The 23,103-nt window shown below is 54.3% G+C and carries 19 protein-coding genes; all 19 read left to right on the forward strand.

Annotation, left to right across the window (positions count from 1 at the left end):
- Positions 1 to 63 precede the first annotated feature (63 nt).
- The 19 genes from AAFJ72_RS10305 to AAFJ72_RS10395 all read left to right on the forward strand — a co-directional run bounded on the left by AAFJ72_RS10305 (position 64) and on the right by AAFJ72_RS10395 (position 23,079).
- On the forward strand, positions 64 to 1,548 hold the full coding sequence (locus tag AAFJ72_RS10305; protein ID WP_432776992.1) for a tetratricopeptide repeat protein: 1,485 nt from the start codon (positions 64 to 66) through the stop codon (positions 1,546 to 1,548).
- Between the two features lie 91 nt (positions 1,549 to 1,639).
- Positions 1,640 to 4,540, forward strand: a complete 2,901-nt coding sequence (dinG, locus tag AAFJ72_RS10310; protein WP_432776993.1) for an ATP-dependent DNA helicase DinG — start codon at positions 1,640 to 1,642, stop codon at positions 4,538 to 4,540.
- Positions 4,541 to 4,581: 41 nt separating this feature from the next.
- Positions 4,582 to 5,493: a ComEC/Rec2 family competence protein gene (locus tag AAFJ72_RS10315; RefSeq protein ID WP_432776994.1), complete on the forward strand. Its 912-nt coding sequence runs from the start codon at positions 4,582 to 4,584 to the stop codon at positions 5,491 to 5,493.
- On the forward strand, positions 5,486 to 6,109 hold the full coding sequence (locus AAFJ72_RS10320; protein ID WP_432776995.1) for a redox-sensing transcriptional repressor Rex: 624 nt from the start codon (positions 5,486 to 5,488) through the stop codon (positions 6,107 to 6,109). The genes AAFJ72_RS10315 and AAFJ72_RS10320 overlap by 8 nt, the downstream gene beginning before the upstream one ends.
- Positions 6,110 to 6,124: 15 nt before the next feature.
- On the forward strand, positions 6,125 to 7,429 hold the full coding sequence (locus AAFJ72_RS10325) for an amidohydrolase (RefSeq protein ID WP_432776996.1): 1,305 nt from the start codon (positions 6,125 to 6,127) through the stop codon (positions 7,427 to 7,429).
- A 377-nt stretch (positions 7,430 to 7,806) separates the two neighbouring features.
- A complete protein-coding gene (locus AAFJ72_RS10330) occupies positions 7,807 to 8,478 on the forward strand; it encodes a hypothetical protein (protein WP_432776997.1) in 672 nt (223 codons plus the stop codon).
- A gap of 31 nt (positions 8,479 to 8,509) precedes the next feature.
- On the forward strand, positions 8,510 to 8,989 hold the full coding sequence (locus AAFJ72_RS10335; RefSeq protein WP_432776998.1) for a DUF5590 domain-containing protein: 480 nt from the start codon (positions 8,510 to 8,512) through the stop codon (positions 8,987 to 8,989).
- A 159-nt stretch (positions 8,990 to 9,148) separates the two neighbouring features.
- The gene (locus tag AAFJ72_RS10340) at positions 9,149 to 9,676 is read left to right on the forward strand and encodes a hypothetical protein (protein ID WP_432776999.1); all 528 of its coding nucleotides are present in this window, start codon (positions 9,149 to 9,151) and stop codon (positions 9,674 to 9,676) included.
- Positions 9,669 to 11,183, forward strand: a complete 1,515-nt coding sequence (locus tag AAFJ72_RS10345) for an AAA family ATPase (protein ID WP_432777000.1) — start codon at positions 9,669 to 9,671, stop codon at positions 11,181 to 11,183. The genes AAFJ72_RS10340 and AAFJ72_RS10345 overlap by 8 nt, the downstream gene beginning before the upstream one ends.
- Positions 11,184 to 11,361: 178 nt before the next feature.
- Complete coding sequence (locus tag AAFJ72_RS10350) at positions 11,362 to 13,791, forward strand: WIAG-tail domain (protein ID WP_432777001.1); 2,430 nt, start codon at positions 11,362 to 11,364, stop codon at positions 13,789 to 13,791.
- A gap of 192 nt (positions 13,792 to 13,983) precedes the next feature.
- Positions 13,984 to 15,273 carry an asparagine--tRNA ligase gene (asnS, locus tag AAFJ72_RS10355; protein WP_122904274.1) on the forward strand — a complete coding sequence of 430 codons (1,290 nt, stop codon included), beginning with the start codon at positions 13,984 to 13,986 and terminating at the stop codon, positions 15,271 to 15,273.
- A gap of 115 nt (positions 15,274 to 15,388) precedes the next feature.
- Positions 15,389 to 16,072 (forward strand): DnaD domain-containing protein, encoded by a 684-nt coding sequence (locus tag AAFJ72_RS10360; protein ID WP_432777002.1) that lies wholly within the window; start codon positions 15,389 to 15,391, stop codon positions 16,070 to 16,072.
- A 109-nt stretch (positions 16,073 to 16,181) separates the two neighbouring features.
- On the forward strand, positions 16,182 to 16,604 hold the full coding sequence (locus AAFJ72_RS10365) for a hypothetical protein (RefSeq protein ID WP_122904276.1): 423 nt from the start codon (positions 16,182 to 16,184) through the stop codon (positions 16,602 to 16,604).
- Complete coding sequence (locus AAFJ72_RS10370; RefSeq protein WP_122904277.1) at positions 16,585 to 17,766, forward strand: glycosyltransferase family 4 protein; 1,182 nt, start codon at positions 16,585 to 16,587, stop codon at positions 17,764 to 17,766. The genes AAFJ72_RS10365 and AAFJ72_RS10370 overlap by 20 nt, the downstream gene beginning before the upstream one ends.
- A 122-nt stretch (positions 17,767 to 17,888) precedes the next feature.
- Complete coding sequence (locus AAFJ72_RS10375) at positions 17,889 to 18,935, forward strand: glucose-1-phosphate thymidylyltransferase (RefSeq protein WP_122904278.1); 1,047 nt, start codon at positions 17,889 to 17,891, stop codon at positions 18,933 to 18,935.
- A complete protein-coding gene (locus tag AAFJ72_RS10380) occupies positions 18,932 to 19,735 on the forward strand; it encodes a glycosyltransferase family 2 protein (protein WP_122904279.1) in 804 nt (267 codons plus the stop codon). Before AAFJ72_RS10375 ends, AAFJ72_RS10380 begins: the two co-directional genes overlap by 4 nt.
- Entirely contained in the window at positions 19,732 to 20,682 is a 951-nt protein-coding gene (locus tag AAFJ72_RS10385; RefSeq protein WP_432777003.1) for an NAD-dependent epimerase/dehydratase family protein, read from the forward strand. The genes AAFJ72_RS10380 and AAFJ72_RS10385 overlap by 4 nt, the downstream gene beginning before the upstream one ends.
- Before the next feature lie 24 nt (positions 20,683 to 20,706).
- On the forward strand, positions 20,707 to 21,783 hold the full coding sequence (locus AAFJ72_RS10390; RefSeq protein ID WP_432777004.1) for a glycosyltransferase: 1,077 nt from the start codon (positions 20,707 to 20,709) through the stop codon (positions 21,781 to 21,783).
- A 9-nt stretch (positions 21,784 to 21,792) separates the two neighbouring features.
- Entirely contained in the window at positions 21,793 to 23,079 is a 1,287-nt protein-coding gene (locus AAFJ72_RS10395) for a UDP-glucose dehydrogenase family protein (RefSeq protein ID WP_432777005.1), read from the forward strand.
- Positions 23,080 to 23,103: the final 24 nt, after the last annotated feature.

Consider the following 23,103-nt stretch of genomic DNA (forward strand, 5'->3'; position numbering starts at 1 on the left):
TAGAGCCACCTGCCTTGTGAGACAATGAAACTACTCATGCCTCACAGGGGGGTGGCTTTTCCCGTGAAAATCGAAGACTGGTTTCAGAAGCTGCGCACGAAAGCGCAGAGCATAGAAGAGCGGTGGAAGGAAGCGTCGGAGCAGGAGCGGCTTCAACTCGCGGACCAACTGTTTTACTTGCGCCAGGTGAGCGATACGGTTGTAGATTTGTGGTTGCAGTTTGAAGAAAAGCTGTCCAATGCCATCCGCCATATCAAGCAAATGGAAGGACAACTGCCGCAAGCCATGCAACAGGAAAAGGCTGAATCGGCCATGCCAACAGAAGAGGAACCGCTTGTCCAGCAGAAAGTGGCTGACAACGAGACTGTCAACGAAGCGGACAGTGAGCCGAAGCAAGGCAAGCTGCCGCAAGAGCTGCATGCGTATGAGCCGCTTTTTCGCCGGGGAGAAGGGTTTTACCATCTGCGCATGTTTCAGGACGCCAAAAAATGCTTTGCCCAGCTTGTGCAGGAGTCGCCGGACTGGGAGAGTGGCCGGCTGTATTACGCCTACAGCCTGCTGTTTTGCGGCGAGCTGGAAACGGCTTTTCGCGAGTTTCGCCTGCTCGCCAAGTCGGCAAGCTCGCCAAATGTCGTCGCCATCAGCTACAACGCCATCGGCTGCATCCTCGCCGAGGAAAAGCAATGGCTGGAGGCGGCGCAAGCGTTCAAAACCTCGCTTGAGGCAAAGCCTGAGCAGCAGGAAGCGAGGTACAATCTCGCACTTTGCTACTTGATGGATGGCGATGCCAAGGAAGCGCTGGATGAGATCGAAGGCTATTTGCAAAAGCATGAGCACGATTGGGAAGCACAGTTGCTCTGGCTGCGCGCCGCCCAGCTGCTGATTCAGATGGACGAGAAGGCAGAGCCTGCCCCGCCTTCCAGCCTGACGTTGCCGAATCGCAAGCTGGACAGCGAGACGCTGCAGGAAATGGCTCATTTGTACGAAGCGGGGGGCAATTATCACCGCGCGCAAATCTGCTATCATTTTTTGGCCGAGCGCCTGCCCAATGAAGGCTGGGCGTGGCACGGACTGGCGTGGAACACGTGGCTGATCGCTGGCAGCAAACGGGCGCTGACGTTGATGAAAAAAGCAATCAGCCTGGCTCCTGGAGAGGACGACTTCGTTTTCAGCTACGGCTGGATGCAACTGTTCGACGGGAACATTCCGGGTGCAATCGCAGCGTTTCGCCACATGCTGGAAAAAGACAGTGCCAATCGCCTTGGTCAGTCGGGGATGATCTCCGCTTTTGAAAAAGTAGGAGAGACGCGGGAAGCAAAACGGTTGGCCAAGCAGTTTCTGGACGATTCCGATCCGTACATCCGTTCCCTGGGTTATTTTCATTTAGGCAGACTGGCAATGATCGAGGAAAACTGGCGGCTGGCAGAGCAGTATTTCCAGCGCACGCTCCCTCATGTCGACCAGTTCCGCGAAATTCCCATCTACCTGCAATTGTGTGCAAGCAAGCTCGGTGGGCAAGCGGTGCAGGGCGAGCCTGTGCAGCGATAATTGCGTCCTGCAAGCAGGAATATTTCCATCGTTGCCGAATGTGAATGAGTGCGGATGAGACGTATCCGCCCAGGTTACGAGGTGACAACGGTTGAATCGATTACTTGTAGTAGATTTTGAGACGACGGGGAGCCATCCGCGGCAGGGAGACAGCATCATTCAGATCGGCGCTGTGGCCATTGACGACGGCCGGATCACAGAACGCTTCTCGACCCTGATTCATCCCGGACAGGACATCCCCCCTTTTATTACCCAGCTAACGGGAATTACCAATGAGATGGTGGCCGAGGCCCCGACATTGGAAGAGGTATTTCCTCAATTCTTGCGACTATTGGATGGACGGGTGTTTGTCGCCCATAATGCAAGCTTTGATCTCCAATTTTTACAAGAAGCCCTGCTGAGTCAGGGCTATTATGCATTTGACGGCTATGTGCTCGACACGGTGGAGCTGTCCCGTCTGCTTTTGCCGATGCAAAACAGCTACAGGCTCGGTGAACTGGCGTCAGAGCTTGACATCAAGCACGACAATCCCCATCAGGCTGACAGTGATGCGCTGGCAACGGCCCGGCTGTTTTTGCATTTGCTCGATATTTTGCAGCAATTGCCGCTTGTGACCATTCAGCGGTTGCAAATGCTCGTTTCGTCGTTTCGCTCGGACATCAGCGTCCTTCTGCGGCAGATCGAGATGGAAAAGCTTACGGAGTTGCCCGAGCTTGGGGACGAGCCGGCGGGAGAAAAATCGCAGTTGTGGGACATCTACCGTCAGATCGCATTGAAAAAGCGCAAGGAAAAGCTGAAAGCGAGCTTCCAGCGCCCCATGGGTGATTGGGGCCTGGCAAAAGCATTTGCGGAGCAGTTGGAGAAGCTCATGGACGAGCAGGGACAGTTGCAGGCGAACTTGAGCGGCTTTCAGCGGCGGGAAGCGCAGGAAGCGATGATGCACGCGGTTTTTGACGCGATGCAGGACGGCGAGCACCTGCTGGCAGAGGCAGGAACAGGCACAGGCAAGTCGTTGGCCTACTTACTGCCAGGCATCATTTGGGCGCAGCAAAACCGGGAGCAGTTGGTCGTCAGCACGAACACAATCCAGTTGCAGGAGCAGCTGCTTCACAAAGAAATTGCCACCTTGCAGAAATCGCTGCCATTTTCCTTTACCGCTGCTACATTGAAGGGCAGGGGCAACTACTTGTGCCTGCGCAAGTTCGAGCAGTCGCTGGATGAGCCGGTGGAAGGCAGCAGCCAGGAAATGCGGCTGGCAAAAGGACAACTGCTTACCTGGCTCACCCAGACGGAGACAGGCGATGTGGAGGAATTAAGCATGCCGCCGAGCGGACAGCTTTTGTGGCAGCAGGTCAAAAGCGACACCGGCTCGTGCCTGAACCGCGCCTGCCCGTGGTTTAGCCGCTGCTACTACTTCCAGGCAAAAGAACGGGCAAAGGAAGCGGATGTTCTCATCGTCAACCACGCCCTGCTCATCAGCGACTTGCAGGCGGAGAACCGGATTCTGCCGCCTTACGAGGTCGCGATCATCGACGAGGCGCATCATCTGGAGGATGCGGCTACCCAACATTTGGGCAAACAGTTGACGACAACGCAGCTGTTGTTTTTGCTCGACCGGGCTTCCCCGGAAAACGGGAATGCGATCGCACGCTTCGCAGCAGAGCTTGCAAGCTGGCAGCCTGCGCTCTCACAGGAGCTGTCCGTGCACCACAGCCAATGCAAAAAGCTGTCTGTTTCCTTGCGGGACAAAGCGCAGCAATTGAACCAGCTTTTGTTCGCATGGGCCTCGCAGCGGGCAGAAGAGACGACCGACGCTGGCCGCGAGACGGTGCGCTACCGCGTAGCTTCCTTCACGGGGAAGCATGAAAAAATCCGCAAGGTGACAAAAAAGCTGCTGGAAGGCATGACGGACTTCGCTCAGCACCTGGAGCAAATGCTAAAAAGCGTTCCCCAGGAAGAGAAGCCACCGTTTTCCATCCGTAGCTTTCAGACCGATTTATACGGTTTGCTCAAGGAATGGCAGCAGGTGATGGAGCTTTTGCATTTCTTTTTGCTCGCCCAAGACGACGAATACGTCTACTGGATGGAGGTCGAGTCCCGCATGGCGCGCAAGCAGGTGCATCTGTCCGCGGCTTTGCTGAACGTGGCAGACTCGCTTGCTGATCCGCTTTTTTCGCAAAAGCGCAGCCTGATTATGACGTCCGCCACCTTGACGGTCAAAGGCAGTTTTTCCTACGTGATGAGCCGCTTTGGCTTGGACAAGCTTCCCGCTGAACGGGTGCGCACGCTGGTGCTGCCGTCCCCGTTTCATTACGAGGAACAGGGACTTTTGCTCATCCCGTCCGATTTCCCGGCACCGGGCAAAGAAAACGACCAGGCGTATCTCGAGGCGATTGTCCAGGGCTGTGTCGATGTCGTCGTCGCGTCGAAGGGCAGAACCTTGATTCTGTTCACGTCGCACTCGATGCTGCGGCTGGTGTACCAGGCGATGAAGGAACGGCTGGCCGAGGAAGCAGAGCCGTATACGCTGTTCGGGCACGGGATCGACAGCAACAACCGCAGCAAGCTGGTGCGGCTGTTCAGGACGATGGAGCGGAGCGTGCTCCTTGGGACGAGCAGTTTTTGGGAAGGCGTGGACATCCAGGGCGAGGAACTGAGCAGTCTGGTCATCGTGCGGCTGCCGTTTACACCGCCGAATCATCCCATCTATCAAGGACGCGCCGAAGCGCTCAAGGCAGAGGGAAAAAACGCGTTTATGTCGCTCTCGCTGCCACAGGCGGTCATTTTGTTCAAGCAAGGGGTTGGCCGCCTGATCCGGCATCATTTGGACCGCGGCGTCGTAGTCGTGTTCGATACGCGTGTCGTCGAATCGCGCTATGGCCGTTCGTTTTTGCAATCCCTCCCGCCGTTTCAGGTTGCGACCGGCTCCTGGCCGACGCTGCGTGAGCGAATTGCGCCGTTCCTTCGTATGCAATCCTTGTCAGATTCATAAAATGAAGCAATAGTCTAGCAAGGATTTAGGTGATAAAATAAATGTTATGGAAAAAAAAGTGGGTCTGGCTGCTGCTCGCCGCGTGTGTAGCTTTATTGTGCTCGTGCTCGATTGACGCCCATCTGCAGGAAGCCGTGAAGGTAGATGACCCGTTTGCTGCTGAGCGTGCGGAGGAGTTTACGGGGCTTGTCGTTACCTTTTTGGCGCTTCCGCATGGCGAAAGCACACTGGTGCGGCTGCCGGGCGGAAAAACGATGCTGATTGACACAGGCAGCGCAGAGGATTGGGGCGCGTTGTCCACGCATCTGTCTGCCGCCAAGGTGACGCGCCTCGACTATCTCGTGCTCACGAACGATCAGCCCGAGTATGCAGGAGGATACCCTTTTTTAAGCCAGCAAATCATCATCGACTCGGTCATTGTGCCCAAGCTGATTTCTCCCTCGGTCCGCCAGTTCGTCCCGCTCGACAAGATCAGCAAGCAAAAAGAGATTGAGGAGAACCAGGAGTTGATTCTGGATACCGACGTGACGCTGGAAGCTTTGCTGCCGAGCGAACCGCTGTTTTTGTCCCCGCAGAACAATTCACTCGTCTTTTTGCTCAAGCACGGCCAATTGCGGTTTTTGTTTGCCAGCGGGATCAACGAAAAAGCCGAGGAACGCCTGCTGGAGCGTCATCCGGACCAGCTCAAGGCGGAAGTGCTCAAGGTCGGCGGCCAGGGGAGCAATCAAGGCACTTCCCAGCCGTTTCTCACGCGGGTCGATCCGCAGGTTGCCGTCATCCAGACAGGCAAGAAACGCAGCGAGGACGGCCAGTCCGAGGTGCTGGAGCGGTTGGGCGAATCGTGGGCGGAGACGTTTGTCACAGGCAGGGATGGCTCGATTGTTATTTTGTCCAATGGGAAAGATTACAGGGTATTCAAGCAAAAAAATAGGGGGAAGACCGAAAGTGGCTAAACACGAAAAGATTTCGGAAGCGGTCGTCCGCCGTTTGCCGATTTATCTGCGTTACCTCAGCTATTTGCAGCAAAACGAGGTGACCACTGTTTCCTCCCAGCAAATGGGCAAAAATTTGGATGTGAATCCAGCCCAAATCCGAAAAGACCTGGCTACTTTCGGGGATTTCGGCAAAAAAGGGATTGGCTACGACGTCAATTACCTGGTGGAAAAAATACGGCAGATTTTGAAGCTGACAGAGGAAGTGCGCGTCGCCCTGGTCGGAGCCGGACATTTGGGGCATGCGATTAGCAACTACAACGCTTATTTGAAAGATAACATGCGGATTGCGGCCATTTTTGACAACGATCCCGCCAAGCTGGGCAAAGAAGTGGCGGGCATCCCGATCCAGCCGATGGATGAACTGGCAAAGACGATCCCAGAAAAGCAGATCAAGCTGGCGATCATTACGGTTCCCGCATCGGCTGCGCAATCCGTATGTGATCTGTTGACGCAAGCGGGTATCAAGGGAATTTTGAATTTTGCTCCTACGACCATTCGCGCCAATAAAGATGTGCGCATTCACTATGCAGATGTGACATCGAATTTGCAGAGCCTGGCTTATTACTTAACGTAAGAATGGAGTGTAACAATGAAAAAGACCATCCTCATCCACGCAACAGTGATTACAGTGAACGACAAAAACGAAGTGATCCACGATGGAGCAGTCGCATTCGAGGGCGACAAGATCACGTATGTAGGTCCAACTCCTGAGGATCTTACGGATGCCGGCTACGATGAAGTCATTGACCAAAAAGGCGACTTCATCCTGCCAGGACTGATTAATACGCACGGACACGCGGGCATGTCGCTTCTGCGCGGCTATGCCGACGATTTGCCGCTGCAGCAGTGGCTGGAAGAAAAAATGTGGCCGCTGGAAGCGCAATTTACCGCTGATTCCGTCAAATGGGGAACCCAGTTGTCGCTGATCGAAATGATCCGCACGGGTACCACGACATTCGTGGATATGTACGATCACATGGATGAGGTAGCCAAGGCGGTAGAGGCCTCCGGCATGCGTGCCCGCCTGTGCCGCGGCATGATCGGACTGTGCTCGGAGGAAGAGCGCCAAACCAAGCTCGCCGACGCAACTGCCTTTGCCAAGGAATGGCACAACCAGGCAGACGGCCGCATTACCGTCATGATGGCACCGCATGCGCCGTACACATGCTCGCCGGAGTTCATTACGCAAATTATTGAAAAAGCGGACGAACTGTCCCTGCCATTGCACATCCATATGTCCGAAACGGCCTGGGAAGTCGGCCAAAACGAGAAAGACTACGGTTTGCGCCCGGTTGCTCACCTGGAGAAGCTCGGCATGTTCAACCGCCCGACACTGGTCGCACATGCTGTACATTTGACGGATGAAGAGATTGACATCTTGGCAAAATACAAAGTGAGAGTGTCGCATAACGTCGTGAGCAACCTGAAGCTGGCGAGCGGCGTAGCTCCTGTGCCAAAAATGCTGGCAAAAGGCGTGAGCGTCTCGCTTGGCACAGACAGCTCGGCGAGCAACAACAACCTCAACCTGTTCGAAGAATTGAAGCTCGCGGCGATTTTGCACAAAGGCGTAAACAACGACCCGGTGGCGGTGCCAGCCGAAGAAGCGTTGCGTATGGCAACACGCCACGGCGCAGACGGCGTATTCCAGTCGGACACGCTCGGCAGCATCGAGGTAGGCAAACAGGCTGACCTGATCGTTCTCGACAGCCATCAAGCCCATTTCCACCCGGCGCACGAGCCGATTTCCCATGTCGTCTATGCAGCCAATGGCCGCGATGTCAAAGACACGATTGTTGCGGGCAAATTTTTGATGCGCAACCACAAGCTGCTCACAATCGACGAGGAGAGGGCTATCTACGAAGCGAACCGCATGTTCCAGAAGTTGAAACGGTAAAAGGCTCCTGTCTGGTGTGGGACAGGAGTAAGGGAGTGTAGGTGTAGGTAGGGGAATATGGGTACTACATCATGCCGTGCTCATTTTCGCCACAACTCTGTCAGGGGATGATGGCGAAAATGCAGTGTGGGTGTGTGTGACAGTTGACGCAATGGAGAAGACAATGCAGCCCAGGAGACGCGGTATTCCTGTAGCAAAAACCCAAGGATGTCAGGAGATGCGTTTTGTTGCGGTGACTTCACGCGCTCACCTCCTTGCGGGTGTACCAGTAGTATGACCGCCCGGCCCCGAGCTATGAATAGCAACTTTTCCGTGTCGTTCTAAAACCTTCCCGTATAGCATAGGCTAGAGACAAAAATGGGACAGGGGGAACGGAAATGTACATCCGGCCCAAACAGCTGTGGTGGCTTTTCCCGATTTTTCTCGGTCTGTTTTGTCTGGGGATGGCGCTCGGCTCAGCAGGCGAATGGAGTCGTTCGGCGTCTGTTACCAAGCAGGAGCCGTATCCGGTGCCGCAGCTACTGGAGCAGTTGACACAGGACGAAGAGCGTGCCTTTTTGGTTTACATGCACGATCAGGTGTTGAGCGGACGCTACGTACACGAGAAGTTCACCCTCGACGGGGAAATCGGTGGACACAAACTGGCGATCAGCCGTAACCATGAACAGCCGGTTTCCGTACGAATAGACGGACAGGTGCAGGATCATGCTGCCTTGCCCTACGCTTTGTTTACACCGTATGAACATGCGACACTGCTGAAAAGTGTGCTGTCATCCATCTCGCCCGAGCCCGTCGCGGATCCGTCAGGGAGTGACTGGAGCGGCTATCGCCTTGCCGTGCCGCCGGAAAAGGTGACGGCGCTTCTCGCGATGTGGCTGGGGCCGTCTTTTCCCATCGCGGACATCACGCCCGAACTGGCGAGAGGGATCAGCATCGAGTATCAGCTATGGTATGAGCCGGATACAGGCACGCTTCGCCAGTTGGAGCTGCAAATGCAAATGAGGACGGCGGCTGGCGTCAAACAGGACCAGTTGCGCTTCCGTTTGTAATGTCAACCGCATAAAGGAGTTAAACGGGAACGTGATAGTGAGAATCATTGTGGGAGCGATCATCGTGCTGGTGTTGACAGGCGCGGGATTTGCCTATCATCTGACGGCTTCCGTAGCAGGAGAGCGCCATCAATTCGAGGCGACCGTTCGCGAGTGGGTACAGACGCGGACGACCATCGCAGAAATCGAGTCCATCGACGAATACCGCGGGACGGAGAGCTACGCTGTCGTCATCGGCAAAAACAAGGCCGGCACGCCTGTCGTCGCCTGGATGACGGCGGAAAAAGTCGTGTTTGACCGGATGGATCTCGCCGTGCCGCGCAAACATGTCGAGGAAGCAGTGAGAAAGGCGTATCCGCAATCAGCGATTACCCATATCGTCCCCGGCCTTGAAGGGGACAAGAAATTTTGGGAAGTCACGGTAAAAGACGCGAATGGCCGCTACCACTACTTGCATTACGATTTGTTCAGTGGGGCCCTGCTCACCTCTTATGTTTTGTCGCCTGCATGATCGCTTCATAAAAAGAACGGATAACAGGTCTTTTCCGATTGGGAAAAGGCCTGTTTGGCATACTACCCAACATCTGTATAAAAAATTGATATACCCATGTGATATACTGTTTTTGTTGATAAAAGAGAACAACGAGAACGCAATATGGGGGGAGTAGCCGTGCAGTTGAAATTGAGTGCGATCGGATTATCCTTGTTGGCGACACTTGCTCTCCTGTTCGGAGGATGGTTCTTGTATCAGAAAATGGAGATCGAGGAGCCGATCCGCGCAGAAATCGGTCAGATGCAATCCGCCACCTTGGGCGATTTTGCTGTGAGCAAAGACAAAATTCACATAGATTTGAAAGTGACCAATCCGGAGACATTTCCAGCGGAGTACCGCAATCTCGTAGCCAAAACGGAAAAGGTTGCGGGCAGCAAACAAGTGACAATCGTGGTCACGAACCAGTCAGAAGCGATGACAGACATTTGGAAAAGCGGGCAGTTCGTCTTTACGGAAGCGATGGACTTGCATCAATACAGCCGCATCCCGGCTCTGGTCGAGGAGTGGAAGCAGACGAACAAACTGGATGCAGCATCTGCCTTGATGGATGATGCAAATATCTATGTTTACTTGAAAAAAGGAGCGGAGGATTTCTACACCATTATTCCCCGTTCCGAGACAAAAGAGGTGACGGCGCGTGGGTAAAGAATGGCTGCTTGGCATCGTTCCTGCCGTCCTGGTTTTTCTGGTGTTTCTCGGAGTGAACATCACGCCGTTTGTACTGTTTGCAGCCGTTCTCGGTGCGATTTACTTCCTCGTCGTGCGTCAGCAAAACGGTCAGGGAGGCAATGTCGCGCTCGGCGGCAAACGAAAGCAGAACAAGCACGAAATTCCGAAGTCGGACGTGCAGTTTGCCGATATTGGCGGACAGGAGCGGGCCAAAAAAGAATTGAAGGAATCGCTTGATTTTCTTGTGTACAAAGACAAGATCGAGCAATACGGCATTCGCCCAATCAAAGGCGTACTGTTGACCGGGCCTCCCGGAACAGGAAAAACGCTGATGGCAAAAGCCGCAGCGAACTACACCAACTCTGCCTTCGTGGCCGCTTCCGGCTCCCAGTTTGTCGAGATGTACGTTGGGGTCGGGGCGCAGCGTGTGCGAGAACTGTTTAAAGAAGCGAGAACGATGGCGGAGAAAAACGGACAGGACAGTGCGATTATTTTCATCGATGAGATAGATGTCATCGGGGGGAAACGGGATGGTCAGCAGCAGCGGGAGTACGACCAGACCTTGAACCAGCTTTTGACCGAGATGGACGGGGTGGCGACGAGCGACAAGCCGCGCATTTTGGTCATGGCTGCGACGAACCGCAAAGACATGCTCGATGCCGCACTGCTTCGACCGGGCCGTTTTGACCGTCACATTACCGTCGATTTGCCCGACAAGCCTGCGCGAGAGCAGATTTTGACCATCCATACGGCGAACAAGCCGCTTGGCGAGGATGTTGTCCTGGAAAAAGTGGCGCAAGAGACGTTTGGCTTCTCCGGTGCCCAACTGGAAAGCGTCGCGAACGAGGCCGCCATCTACGCCATGCGCGACAAAAGCGAGAAAATCATGGCGAAGCATTTTGCCTACGCCGTAGACAAGGTCATGCTCGGCGAAAAAGTCGACCGCCAGGCTTCCGAGGAAGAGAAGAAACGGGTTGCCCTGCATGAGCTTGGCCACGCGATCGTAAGCGAAGTGGTGCGTCCCGGCTCTGTCTCGCAGGTCACGCTCAGCCCGCGCGGCAAGGCGCTCGGCTACGTCCGGCAAAATCCGATGGAAGACCGCTACCTGTACACCAAAGAGGCGCTGGAAAAGCAGATCATGGTCAGCCTCGCCGGAGCGGTAGCCGAAGAAATCTACTACGGTGGACGCAGCACCGGCTCGAAAAACGATTTCGAGCAAGCGCTGGGAATGGCGCAGGAGATCGTGACGAGCGGCATGTCCGACCTTGGGATTGTTCATTTGCAGTACGTTGACAAAAACCGGATTCACGACGAAGTAGAGCGATTGCTCTCCCGCCTGCTGGAGGATACGCGCAGCCTGCTCAAACAGTATGACGACGTATTCCGCACAGGTCTTGGCACGCTATTGGAGGCGGAAGTTCTGCAAGGCGACGAGTTCCGGACGCTTCTGTCGCAGACGAGAGAGGAAGCCGCTGTCTCGTAATCCCAGGTCTATTCGAGAAAACCTGTCAGCCAACGAATACCGTTGGTTTGACAGGTTTTTTTGCGTGCGCGGCTATCGGGACGATCGTAACAAATTTCGCCGCGCGGTGCCAAAAGCCTACTACTTTGAATATGTTACACAATGATACGGGAATGACATCAGGAGGCAAGGAGACTCTATGGCGAATGTAAACCGAAAAAAAATGAACAGAGGTCTGGGAAAAACATTTCGGCAATCGCTGCATGAAATTCCGTTAATGCAAACTTCTTCCAGGGTGGAGCGGGACTGGATAACCGATCTGGAGTTGGAGCTTTTGGAGGGCGAATCTGACAACAGTGCGACGAAGCCAAGCGCAATGACAGCGAAAACGCCGGTGCAACAGCCGCTGCCGAAAATGCCCAAGCAAGGCGCGTCCTCCAATCAGACAACTTTTTCCAAAGTTATCAAGGAGCGCAATGACGGCCGGGTTCAATCGTTTGTCTACACCGACGACTTGACGGATCAATCTGTCACCACAGAGAAAATCGCCAATCGAGCCGTCGATTCCTCGAAAATCAAGCCGGGAACGATTGATACCGTACTCCTGAAGGATTACGCCGTGGACAGCAACAAGCTTGCGGACAAGAGCATTACTTCAAGCAAAATCGCTCCCGGTGCTATCTTGGGAGAGCATTTGGGGCGCAATATCATCACGAGCGACCATGTGCAGGACCACTCCATATCCGGACAAAAGCTGGTCAACAACAGCATTACCTCCGAGAAGCTGGCTGACAAGACGATCGACTCGATGAAGTTCGCCGAGGCTGCCATCCAGACCAAACACATCCAGGAGCAGGCGATTACGACCGAGCTGCTTCAGGATCAATCTGTCACCTCGGATAAGATTAAGATGGGCTCCATTCAGACAAGTAACCTCGCCAACTATGTGATTAACTCCGTGAAGCTGGAGGACGGTGCGGTCACGACGGACAAAATTCGCGACGGGGCGGTGACTTCGACCAAGCTGGAGGAAGATGCGGTCGAGTCCCAGCATATTCGCGAAGGAGCCATTTTGCATCATCATCTGGCAGACAACAGTGTGGATGGCGCTAACATTGCACCAGGCTGTGTAACAGACCAGCATCTCGCCTTTCACAGCATTTACAGCCAGCATTTGCAGCCAGAGGCAGTCACCAGCGACAAAATCAGCCCGTACGCGGTCTTGACGGAGCATCTCGACCATGCGAGCGTCACCTCGGACAAAGTGGCCAAAGAATCAATCGGCAGCGTGCACGTCCAGGCTGGCAGCATCCAGACGAACCACTTGCAGGACGGTTCGATCACCGCGCGAAAAATCGCGGAGCACCAGATCACGACAGCGAAAATTGCCGACAAAGCCGTCACGCACGATAAATTGGCGAACAGAAGCGTGGGCGATCAGCAGTTGATTGAAGAGAGCGTGAACACGCGGCATCTGGCAGACGGGGCCATTCGCGCGGAAAAAATTGCGCGGCGCTCGATTGAAGAACAGCATCTGACGGATCGCCTCATCGGCAGCCAACACCTGCAGGAATATTCCATCCAGACACAGCATTTGCACGATCACGTGATTACCACCTCGAAGCTCGCGCCGGAGTCTGTCTCGACCGACAAGGTGAACGATCAGAGCATTACGGCCAGCAAGCTGGCAGATTCCGCCGTCACAGCCGCCAAAGTGGCGACAGAAGCCATCAAGACACGGCACCTGGGCAAGGGAGCCGTCACGGGCGAGAAAATCGCGGAAAAAGCAGTGTCCTCCCAGCATCTTGCCAATCAATCCGTGCAGCCCGAGCACATCCAGCCGAAAGCGATTTCGAAGGAAAAATTGCTGGAGGGCAGCGTCACCCGTGAGAAGCTGGCCGATTTCGCTGTTGACGGAAGCAAGCTGGAACTGCATGCCGTCACAGGCAAGCACGTGGAAAAAGGCAGCTTGAACGGCGGGCATCTCGCGAAGGGAACGCTGTCCGGCGAGCATCTTGCCGCCCAATCCATCGAGGGACAGCATTTGCAAAACCACGTCATAACCGAAGAAAAGCTGGCCGATCATGCGGTTACGGGAGCGAAAATAGCGCCGCGAGCGATTGCGGGGAGCCATCTTTCCGACAAGTCGATTACGCAGGAGAAGCTCGCCTTTCCAGCAGTAGAAACCCATGTCAACTTGGGGACGATGCTGCAGCAGTTTGGCTTTGTCCCATTCCGTATCGCGGCAACCAGCCAGACAGCAGATGTCACGGTGCGTCTGCCGCTGCCTTATGCCGATACGCACTACTGTCTGGTGGCGATGACCAACCAGCCAGGGGTGTCCGTGTCCTTGAAGTATACGAAGCGCACCTCTGCCGTGTTGACCGTTTTCCGGCACGAGACAGGGGAGGAAGACAGCGGGGTACTGCAATGGATTGCGATCGGGGAAAAAGGCGAGCATGTGCACGACGAATTTGCTGAACTGCAAGCCGAGCAGCCCGAGGATGTCCTGGAGGACGAGTGGGAAGAGGGCGACGATGTAGTCGATGAAGTACATGGAGAAGAAGCCGAAGAAGACAGTGAACTTGATGCCGAAGCAACTGGCGACACAGACGACGGGGACGACTAGTTTGGTCAGAAGTTACAAGCAGGGGAGGTCAACGGCGAACGAACCAGACGACCTCCTCTAATTGGTTTACATAATAAAATTACGGTAAATATATGAAGGGGAGTCTCTCATTGAATTTGCGGTTCCCCAATAGTATAATTGTTGGGTAGACTTAGTCTCTTGTGTCGCATGGTAAATGGAGGGAATTATTCGATGTTGACGACGATTGCCCAGGTAGGGCAGCATGTTGGACAAGAAGTGCGCATTGGATGTTGGCTGTACAACAAGCGCAGCAGCGGCAAGATTCAGTTTCTGCAGCTTCGCGATGGCTCCGGCTTCATCCAGGGCGTTGTAGTAAAAGCAGAAGTAGCGGAAGACGTATGGGAAAAAGCATCCCAACTGACCCAGGAAAGCTCTTTATACATAACCGGTGTCGTTCGCGCAGATGACCGTGCTCCAAGCGGCTTTGAGCTGACGGTCACTGGCGTGGAAATTATTCAGATTGCCCAGGATTACCCGATCTCCCTCAAGGAGCACGGTGTAGATTTCCTGATGGATCACCGCCACCTGTGGCTGCGTACCCCTCGTCAGCGTGCGGTCATGGCCATCCGCTCCGAGGTGATTCGCGCTGTTTACGAGTTTTTCCACGAAAATGGGTTCGTGAAAGTAGACCCGCCAATCCTGACGCCGACTTCGGCAGAAGGAACAACAAACCTGTTCCATACCAAGTATTTTGATGAAGATGCGTATCTGTCCCAGTCCGGCCAGTTGTACATGGAAGCAGCGGCAATGGCATTGGGCCGCGTATTCTCGTTTGGTCCGACCTTCCGTGCGGAAAAATCGAAAACCCGTCGTCATCTGATCGAATTTTGGATGATCGAGCCGGAGATGGCGTTCGTCGACCATGAGGAAAACTTGCGCATTCAGGAAGCATTTGTGTCCCACGTGGTACAATCCGTCCTGAAAAACTGCCAGCAGGAGCTGAAAACGCTGGAGCGCGATACAACCAAACTGCAAAACGTGACAGGCCCGTTCCCGCGCATCACGTACGATGATGCGATCAAGCTGTTGCAGGAAAAAGGCAGCGAGATCAAGTGGGGCGACGACTTCGGTGCGCCGGACGAGACATTGATCGCAGAACACTTCGACAAGCCGGTGTTCATCACGCACTATCCGACCGAGATCAAGGCGTTCTACATGAAGCCTGATCCAAACCGTCCGGAAGTTGTGCTTTGTGCAGACCTGATCGCGCCGGAAGGCTACGGTGAGATCATCGGGGGCAGCCAGCGCATCGACGATCCGGAGCTGCTCGCGAAGCGCTTTGCCGAGCATGAGCTGTCCGAGGAAGCTTACCGCTGGTACATGGACCTGCGCAAATACGGTACTGTTCCTCACTCCGGCTTCGGTCTGGGGCTGGAGCGGACGATTGCCTGGATTTGTGGACTGGATCACGTGCGCGAGACAATTCCGTTCCCGCGTATGCTGTATCGTCTCTACCCGTAAGGCTTTTCGTTTTTTCATACACCCTGTTGCGAGAGGGCAGCAGGGTGTTCCTATTGTCAGACAGCGCGTTTTACGCCCTTCCTTCGTTATTCCAACCCAGAGGTGAACATGCGTTATGGATTCCCACATTTTGCAATTGTTGCAAGAAGGTGCAACATCCGTCTCCAACCTTCTTCTGAAGATGTACAAACGAATGTCCCTGGCAGACGACGAAATGATGCTGCTCATTCATCTGCTTTCTTTTCAGCAGGAGGGGAATCGTTTTCCGACCTTGACTGAGCTGGAGGAACGCATGTCCATGTCCAGCATGAGATTGATCCAATCGCTGCAAAAGCTGCTGAAGGAAGACTGGATCAGCATCGACGAGTTTATCGACCCGCATACAGGGCTGCGGCACGAGCAGTACAATTTGACCCCCTTGTACAAAAAGCTGTACCAGACCTGGCGCGAGCAGCAGATCGATCCACGGATGCTGACGCCGTTTCAGGAGACCGCAGCCACAGCAGATTCCGAACCAGTGGCGATTTATTCCCGGTTTGAGCAGGCTTTTGGGCGACCGCTGTCTCCGTTTGAAATGGAAAGCATCCACATGTGGACAGAGCAGGACGGGTATCAGGAAGAGCTGATTTTAACAGCATTGCGTGAAGCCGCAACTGTAGGCAAGCTCCACATTCGCTATATCGACAGAATTCTTTTGGAGTGGCAAAAGCAGCAAATTACCACGGTCGAGCAGGCACGGCTGTACAGCCTGAACTTTCACAGACAAAACCATTCCAAAGATTATCGCCAACCGCTTTGATGCAGTCGTCAAAGCGGTTTTTCCATTGTCTGTCTCCTTGGTACACGTACCCATTTTCCGCGTCTGACATAGCATATTACGTAGAAGCACGTTGCAGGAGGGAAGACATATGGAAAAACGCAAAAAATGGGATCTGTCGCATTGGGTCACGCCAGGCGTTTTTTCTGGCCATTTTGTGGTCGATGAAGCGGTGGAGCGTGTCTCGATTGTGAAGGTCGGTGAAAAAGGGCAGGAGGCTGTTGGGGAAAAAGCGACGGCAAAGACAGCTTGCGAGCAGCCCGCAGAGACGAAAGAGCCGGTGCCGGAGCCGAAGTTTGAGATCATCATGAGAGAAACCGACGTGGTGACAACCGAGCAGTTGGAGAAGCTGGAGCAGGAGGTTGCCGCCCTGAAGGAGTCGCTTGCCGCCTGGGAAAAACGTTGGAAAAAATTCGAGGAAGAGCAGGCAAAAGAAAGACAATATTTGTATCAGGTGGTTCTTTCCTTGAAAAAGGAGTGGGAGAGCGAACGCAATGAACATCGCCATAATTAGCCCGGGGCCATTTTCGGTGCCACCAGTCAAAGGCAGCTCGGTGGAGCACGACATTGACGAAGTGACGAAGATGATCGACCCCGAGCACAAAGTGACGATTTACACCCGGCGCTGCGCGGCATACCCCAAGTCGTCCGTGGAGGACAACCGGGAGTTCATTCGCTTTCCCTACGATAACCCTGCGTCTTATTTGCGCAAGATCATCAGGCACATTCGCAAGCATAAGCCGGATGTCATCCTCGTGGAAAATCGGCCGATTTATGTCTTGCAGCTCAAAAAGCATTTTCCGAAAATCCCCGTTTTCGTCAACATGCATTCTCACGTGTACGGCTCTCCGCCCATGATTGGCAAGGAAAAAATGAAGCGGGTCGTCCGGCTGTCGTCCGGCTTTATTACGAACAGCGAGTTTTTGCGCCAGCATTTTATCAAGTCGTGCAAAATCCCCCCGCACAAAATTCACGCGGTACATCTTGGCGTGGACGTGACGCCCTATCAGGTGGCGAAACTGCATTACACAATCAAAAAACTGCGCAAACAGATCGGGCTTGCGCCGGATGACCGCGTGCTGTTTTATGCAGGAAGGCTCATGCGGGGAAAAGGCGTCCATATTCTCATTAAAGCGTTTCACCAAGTCAGCAAGCAGGATCCCCGTGCGCGGCTTGTCATCGTCGGTGGAACCGGATACGGCAGCAATCGCTTGAATCCGTACGTGCGCGAGCTGAAACGGCTGGCGAAGCCGCTCGGTGACAAAGTGCGCTTCGTCAAATTCGTCCCGAGTGCGCAGATGCCGCTGTATTACCAGATTGGCGACATCGTGGCGACCCCTTCCATCTGGAAGGAAGCGTTTTGCCGCGTCAACCTGGAGGCGATGGCCGCAAGCAAGCCTGTCATTTCCACGACGCGAGGCGGGATCAAGGAGGTTGTCACTCATCAGAGCAGCGGGTTTTTGCTTCCGCCCAAAGAGTGGGAAAAAGAATTGCCCGCCATTTGGAAGCTGCTCTGGAGCAATCCGCAGATCCGTGCAGAGATGGGCAGACAGGCATTGCTGCGGGCAAAGCAATTTTCCTGGTACGCGACCGCCCAAGGCTATTTGAATATTTTTGAAAATGCCATCGGCAAACGCCCAACAGAAAAGCAGCAGCCGCTTTTGAAAACAGGCTGACCCGCTTGAACGGCCGTTAGGTTATTGCCTTTTCTTCGTGCTGAGTGGACGCGAGCCCTGTCCAGATCCCACACCATGCATACCTTGTAAGTATCGCAGAGCACAACTGGGGAGTGATACTTGTGAAAGGGTTAATCTTGTGTGCTGGACGTGGTACGCGACTGCACCCCTTTTCCTATTCTCAACCAAAAACCCTCCTCCCTGTGGCCAATCATCCGGTTTTACACTACTGCATCAGCAAACTGTGTGAAGTGGGTGTGCATGACATCGGTATCGTCATCCACCCTTCCCAAGTGCAGATTCCTCCCTTGGTGGGCAATGGTAGTCAATTTGGGGCTACCATTACTTTTATCGAGCAGGAGGTGCCGCTTGGAATCGCACATGCTGTCCAATTAGCGCAACCGTTCCTGCAAGACGAACCGTTTATTTTGTTGCTTGGTGACAACTTGTTGATGGATTCGCTGCACGGGCTAATGCGTGCGTTTACCAGTGAAAAGTCAGACGGTGTAGTGATGCTAAGTGAAGTGGAGAGACCACAGGATTACGGGATCGCCGAAGTCAAGAAAGGGCGTCTGGTCTCAGTCGAAGAAAAACCTCGCCAGCCGAAGAGTAATCTGGCTGTCATAGGTGCATACCTGTTTACCCCTCCCATTTTTGAGTCGATTGCTACACTGCAGCCATCCGCCCGTGGTGAATATGAAATCACGGATGCGATCCAGTCGATGATTGATCGCGGTTATCATATTGCGCATGCGCTTGCGAAGGGCAAGTATTCCGATGTGGGAACGATTGATCGTTGGCTGGAAGCAAACCGTTGGATGCTGGCAAAAGATTTGGGCCAGACTCATCACATTGGCAATCGGTCCGTCGTCACGAACTGCGAGATTGTCGGACCAGTGCTGATCGGGGAAGACTGTCACATTGAAAATTGTCGCCTTGGTCCATACGTTTCGATTCAAAATGGGGTGCATCTGAAAAACTGTGCACACATTGAAAACAGCATCCTGTTGGAAAACAGTTCACTCATGGACGTCGCCTGGAGCGTTACGGACAGCGTTTTCGGAAGATCGTCTTATTTGAGAGGGCAGTCAGCGAGTTCAAGCGGCATCTTCATCTTGAGTGACAAGTCATCGATTCGCATTCCAGGTGTGAAGAGGGAGGACACATGAACCCAACCTTTACCGTGGTCATCCCGACGTACAACCGCGCCAAGTTCATCCGCAAAGCGATCAACAGCGTTTTGAAGCAGACGTCAAAAGACTGGAAGATGTTAATCATCGACGATGCCTCAACCGACAATACGAGGAAAAAGGTAGAGAAGTATTTGTACCACCCCAACATCACGTACTACCGGATGGAAAAAAACTCCGGCATCGGAAAAGTGATGAACCAGGCACTGTCCATGGTTGACACGCCATACCTTTTGCAACTGGATTCGGACGACTGGCTGCCCAAACGGACGCTGGCGATCATCAAAAAGTACATTCGCAAAAGCAAAAAAAGTACGGCGCTTTTCTATGGCAACGTCAAAATCTGGCGAGTGCGGCGCGGGAAATATTACAACCCGTTTCTCGTCAAGCACAAGCATTTTCGCAACAAATACCAGTTTTTGAAGTACAACCGCTGGATGGTTGCGCCGCGCTGCTACCGGGTCGAGGCGCTTCGCGAGGTGGGAGGGTGGGATACCTCCGACAAATACGAAGGCCGGATCATGGAGGATCGGCGCATCATTTTGCGGCTCATCGAAAAATTCCGCGTCCGGTATATCAATCGCAAGCTGTACAACCGGACGAAGCACAAAGGCCAGCTGACCGACAAAAAGATGAAGCGGAGACGGAATCATTTACGCAAAAAAACGTTCAAATATTACCTCAAACGCTGGGGCAACAAGTACAAAGCGGTCTATGGCTACAAAGATGGCTATCTCATCATTAAACGGTTGAAGAAAGTGAGGCGGCGGAAGCGATGACAAAGGCACTTGTCACCGGTTGTGCTGGTTTTATCGGGTCGCATCTGACCCAGCGCTTGCTGAAAGACGGGGTGACAGTGATTGGCGTCGACGGGTTTGTCGATAACTACGACGTTGCTGCCAAGCTCCGCAATCTGGCAGAGATTGGGAGCCATCCCGCCTTTACCTTTCATTCAACCATGCTGCAGGCAGAGCGGTGGAACGACTGGCTGGACGGAGTGGATGTCGTCTATCATCTGGCTGCGCTGCCGGGCGTGCGAAACAGCTGGGGCAAGGCATTCTCGGAGTACGTCAATCACAATATTCTGGCTACCCAACTGCTGCTGGAGGCATGTCTGCAAAGGCCAAAGCCACCAGTCATCGTCGTTTCGTCTTCCTCCTCCGTGTACGGAACGATGCAAGGGACGCTGACGGACGAATCCGCCCCGCTTCGGCCCGTATCGCCTTATGGTGTCACGAAGGAAGCGATGGAGCAGGTATGCTCCGTCTACGTCAAAGCGTACGGCCTGCCGATCACGATGCTGCGCTACTTCACCGTGTACGGCCCAAGGCAGCGGCCGGACATGGCTTTTCACCGCTTTTTCCGGAAAATGATGAAGGGAGATCCCGTGGTCGTGTACGGGGATGGCCAGCAATCGCGTGACTTTACGTACGTGACGGACGCCGTGGAAGCAAACATATTGGCGGGACGCCACGCTGCACCGGGCGAGATTTTCAATGTGGGTGGAAATCGTGAAATCAAGTTGATCGACGTGTTGCACATCATGGGTAAGCTCATGAACGTCACGCCGAAAATCAGCTTTCAGCCCGGCCCGGCAGGCGACTCGTTGCGAACCTGCGCGGACATTCGGCTGGCCGAGCAGCGTTTGGGATACCGTCCGCAAGTTTCCCTGGAAGAGGGGCTTCGCCGGCAGTTGGCGGATATGCGTTTTCATCCTAGAAGCTAAATTCGAGAACAGGAGGCCGGTTGCATGCATCGGGTCCTCGTCTATCGGAGAAAATTCCTGCCCAGAAGCGAAACCTTCATCTACGAGCAATTGCTCGGGCATCAGAGGGTCAAACCTGTCGTGCTGACCAGACAGCGGCCGTTCAACCGAAAACAGTTTCCGTACTCGCCAGTCTACGTGCGCAAGACAATGGCGGGTCTGACCCGCTGGCTGAAACGAAAAAAAATCAAATGCTTGCATGCGCGGTTTGGTCCGGCCGGACTGGAACTGCTTCCGTACGCCAAAAAAGCGGGCCTGCCTTTGATTACCTCCTTTCACGGCTTCGATGCGACCAAGCGCGTGCGGCAAAGCCCGCGTTATCGCCGTGCGTTGAAGCGATTGTTCCGCAAGGGCAAGGCGTTTACTGTCGTCAGCGACTACATGAAAAGGCGGCTGATCCGCCTAGGCTGCCCGGGTGGCAAGATCACGCTGATCCGTTCGGGCATCGACCTGCGCAAATTCCCGATGCTGTCGCCCCAGCCGGTTCAGGATGGCGAATACAGGCTGCTCAGCGTCGGCCGACTGACGGAGAAAAAAGGCATGGACACGTTAATCAAGGCGTTCGTGCAGGTGCATCAAAAACATCCGAAGGCCAAGCTGATAATCGTAGGCGACGGCGAGCAAAAGAAAAAGCTGCGCAGCATGATTAAAAAATACAAGCTGGGCAAGCACGTCGTCCTCAAGGGCGCTTTGCCGCATCAGGCAGTGCAGCGCGAGCTGGCGAGATGCCACCTGTTTGTCATCGCGTGCAAAACGGCCAAAAACGGCGACCAGGAAGGGATCCCGAACGTGCTGATGGAAGCGATGGCGTCCGGCAGACCTGTCATTTCGACGTATCATGCGGGCATTCCCGAACTGGTGAGCCATGGAGAGACTGGCTATCTCGTCCCGGAGCGCGCTCCGACGAAGCTGGGCAGGATGATAAACCACGCGCTGGCCTCTTGTCATGAATGGCCGGAAATGACGGCGCGGGCGAGGATGAAGGTGGAGAAAAACCACGATATTCACAAGCAGCGTCTCAAGCTGGAGGAGCTTTACTTGCAAATGATGAAAAAACGATGAGGTGAAGTGATGAAAGTTGCCGTTATCGGTACTGGCTACGTAGGGCTGACAACTGCTGTCTCCTTGGCCATGAACGGGCATCAGGTGATCGGCATCGACCTGGTCGAAGCAAAAATCGTCAAGCTCAGGCAAGGGATTTCCCCGATCTACGAGCCCGGATTGGAGGAAGCGTTGAAGCAGGTGCTGGAAAACGGCGCCCTGGCTTTTTCCACGAAACTGCAGGATGCCGGGGACGCGGACGTTTTCTTTGTTTGCGTCGGCACTCCGGAGGCAGAAGACGGGACTGCTGACTTGCGCTATGTGTACAGTGCCGTAGCTGCGATCAAGGAGATACACCAAGCCTCGCCGAAAAGCCGAGTCATCGTCATCAAAAGCACGGTGCCAGTAGGGACAGGCGACAAGGTAGCCGAGCTGCTCGGCGGCTGCAAGGAGCTGTCGGTCGCGTCCAATCCGGAGTTTTTGCGAGAGGGGAACGCACTGTTCGATGCACTGACGCCGTCGCGGATCGTCATTGGAGCAAGCGAGCCAAAAACGCGAGAGATCATGGAGGAGCTGTACAAAGGGGTGAACGCTCCGCGTGTTGTCACCACCCGAGCGAACGCCGAGCTGATTAAATACGCCTCTAACGCCTTTTTGGCGACGCGCATTTCGTTCATGAACGAACTGTCGAGGCTGAGTGCGGCGCTCGGAACCGATATGGTGACGATTGCGCACGGGATGGGCCTGGACAGCAGAATCGGGCCGGAGTTTTTGCGGGCGGGTGTCGGCTATGGCGGCTCCTGTTTTCCAAAGGACACCATTGCCCTCTTGCAACTCGCGTCTCAAAACGGCATTTCGCTCAGCATCCTGGAGCAAGTGCGCAAGGTCAACGCGACACAGCCTGTCTGGTTTTTGGAGCAACTGCAAAAATTCGTGCCCGACTGTCGCGGCAAGCGGATCGCCGTCCTGGGATTGGCTTTCAAACCGGATACGGATGACATCCGCGAGGCGCCGTCTCTTTCCATCCTGAAAGCGCTGGAGGAAAAGGGAGCGGCTGTTTTTGCCTACGATCCGATTGCTGCGGACACGGTGCGGCAGAAGTTTCCGAACGTTTCGTATACAAATACAGCCGATGAAGCCGTGCAAGGGGCACATGCTGCGCTGTTGATTACCGAGTGGAAAGAGTGCGTGCAGCTTGATTGGGCCAAAATCTATCAGGGCATGGCTCAGCCCGTGTTGCTGGACGGACGCAATGCGTGGCCGGCCGAGATTGTCAAGCAAGCCGGGTTTCAGTATTGCGGAGTAGGGAGAAGCTGACTTTTCCAATGGAGAAGCTCAGCT

Origin of the sequence: Brevibacillus gelatini (assembly GCF_050920745.1) — a bacterium.
In the GTDB taxonomy this organism is placed as follows: Bacteria; Bacillota; Bacilli; order Brevibacillales; family Brevibacillaceae; genus Brevibacillus; species Brevibacillus gelatini.

Excerpts from the sequence above, each read along its gene's own strand:
- AAFJ72_RS10315 (WP_432776994.1), top strand. The coding sequence starts at position 4,582 with ATGTTATGGAAAAAAAAGTGGGTCTGGCTGCTGCTCGCCGCGTGTGTA.
- AAFJ72_RS10325 (WP_432776996.1), top strand. The coding sequence starts at position 6,125 with ATGAAAAAGACCATCCTCATCCACGCAACAGTGATTACAGTGAACGAC.
- AAFJ72_RS10330 (WP_432776997.1), top strand. The coding sequence starts at position 7,807 with ATGTACATCCGGCCCAAACAGCTGTGGTGGCTTTTCCCGATTTTTCTC.
- AAFJ72_RS10350 (WP_432777001.1), top strand. The coding sequence starts at position 11,362 with ATGGCGAATGTAAACCGAAAAAAAATGAACAGAGGTCTGGGAAAAACA.
- asnS (WP_122904274.1), top strand. The coding sequence starts at position 13,984 with ATGTTGACGACGATTGCCCAGGTAGGGCAGCATGTTGGACAAGAAGTG.
- AAFJ72_RS10360 (WP_432777002.1), top strand. The coding sequence starts at position 15,389 with ATGGATTCCCACATTTTGCAATTGTTGCAAGAAGGTGCAACATCCGTC.
- AAFJ72_RS10365 (WP_122904276.1), top strand. The coding sequence starts at position 16,182 with ATGGAAAAACGCAAAAAATGGGATCTGTCGCATTGGGTCACGCCAGGC.
- AAFJ72_RS10370 (WP_122904277.1), top strand. The coding sequence starts at position 16,585 with ATGAACATCGCCATAATTAGCCCGGGGCCATTTTCGGTGCCACCAGTC.
- AAFJ72_RS10380 (WP_122904279.1), top strand. The coding sequence starts at position 18,932 with ATGAACCCAACCTTTACCGTGGTCATCCCGACGTACAACCGCGCCAAG.
- AAFJ72_RS10385 (WP_432777003.1), top strand. The coding sequence starts at position 19,732 with ATGACAAAGGCACTTGTCACCGGTTGTGCTGGTTTTATCGGGTCGCAT.
- AAFJ72_RS10390 (WP_432777004.1), top strand. The coding sequence starts at position 20,707 with ATGCATCGGGTCCTCGTCTATCGGAGAAAATTCCTGCCCAGAAGCGAA.
- AAFJ72_RS10395 (WP_432777005.1), top strand. The coding sequence starts at position 21,793 with ATGAAAGTTGCCGTTATCGGTACTGGCTACGTAGGGCTGACAACTGCT.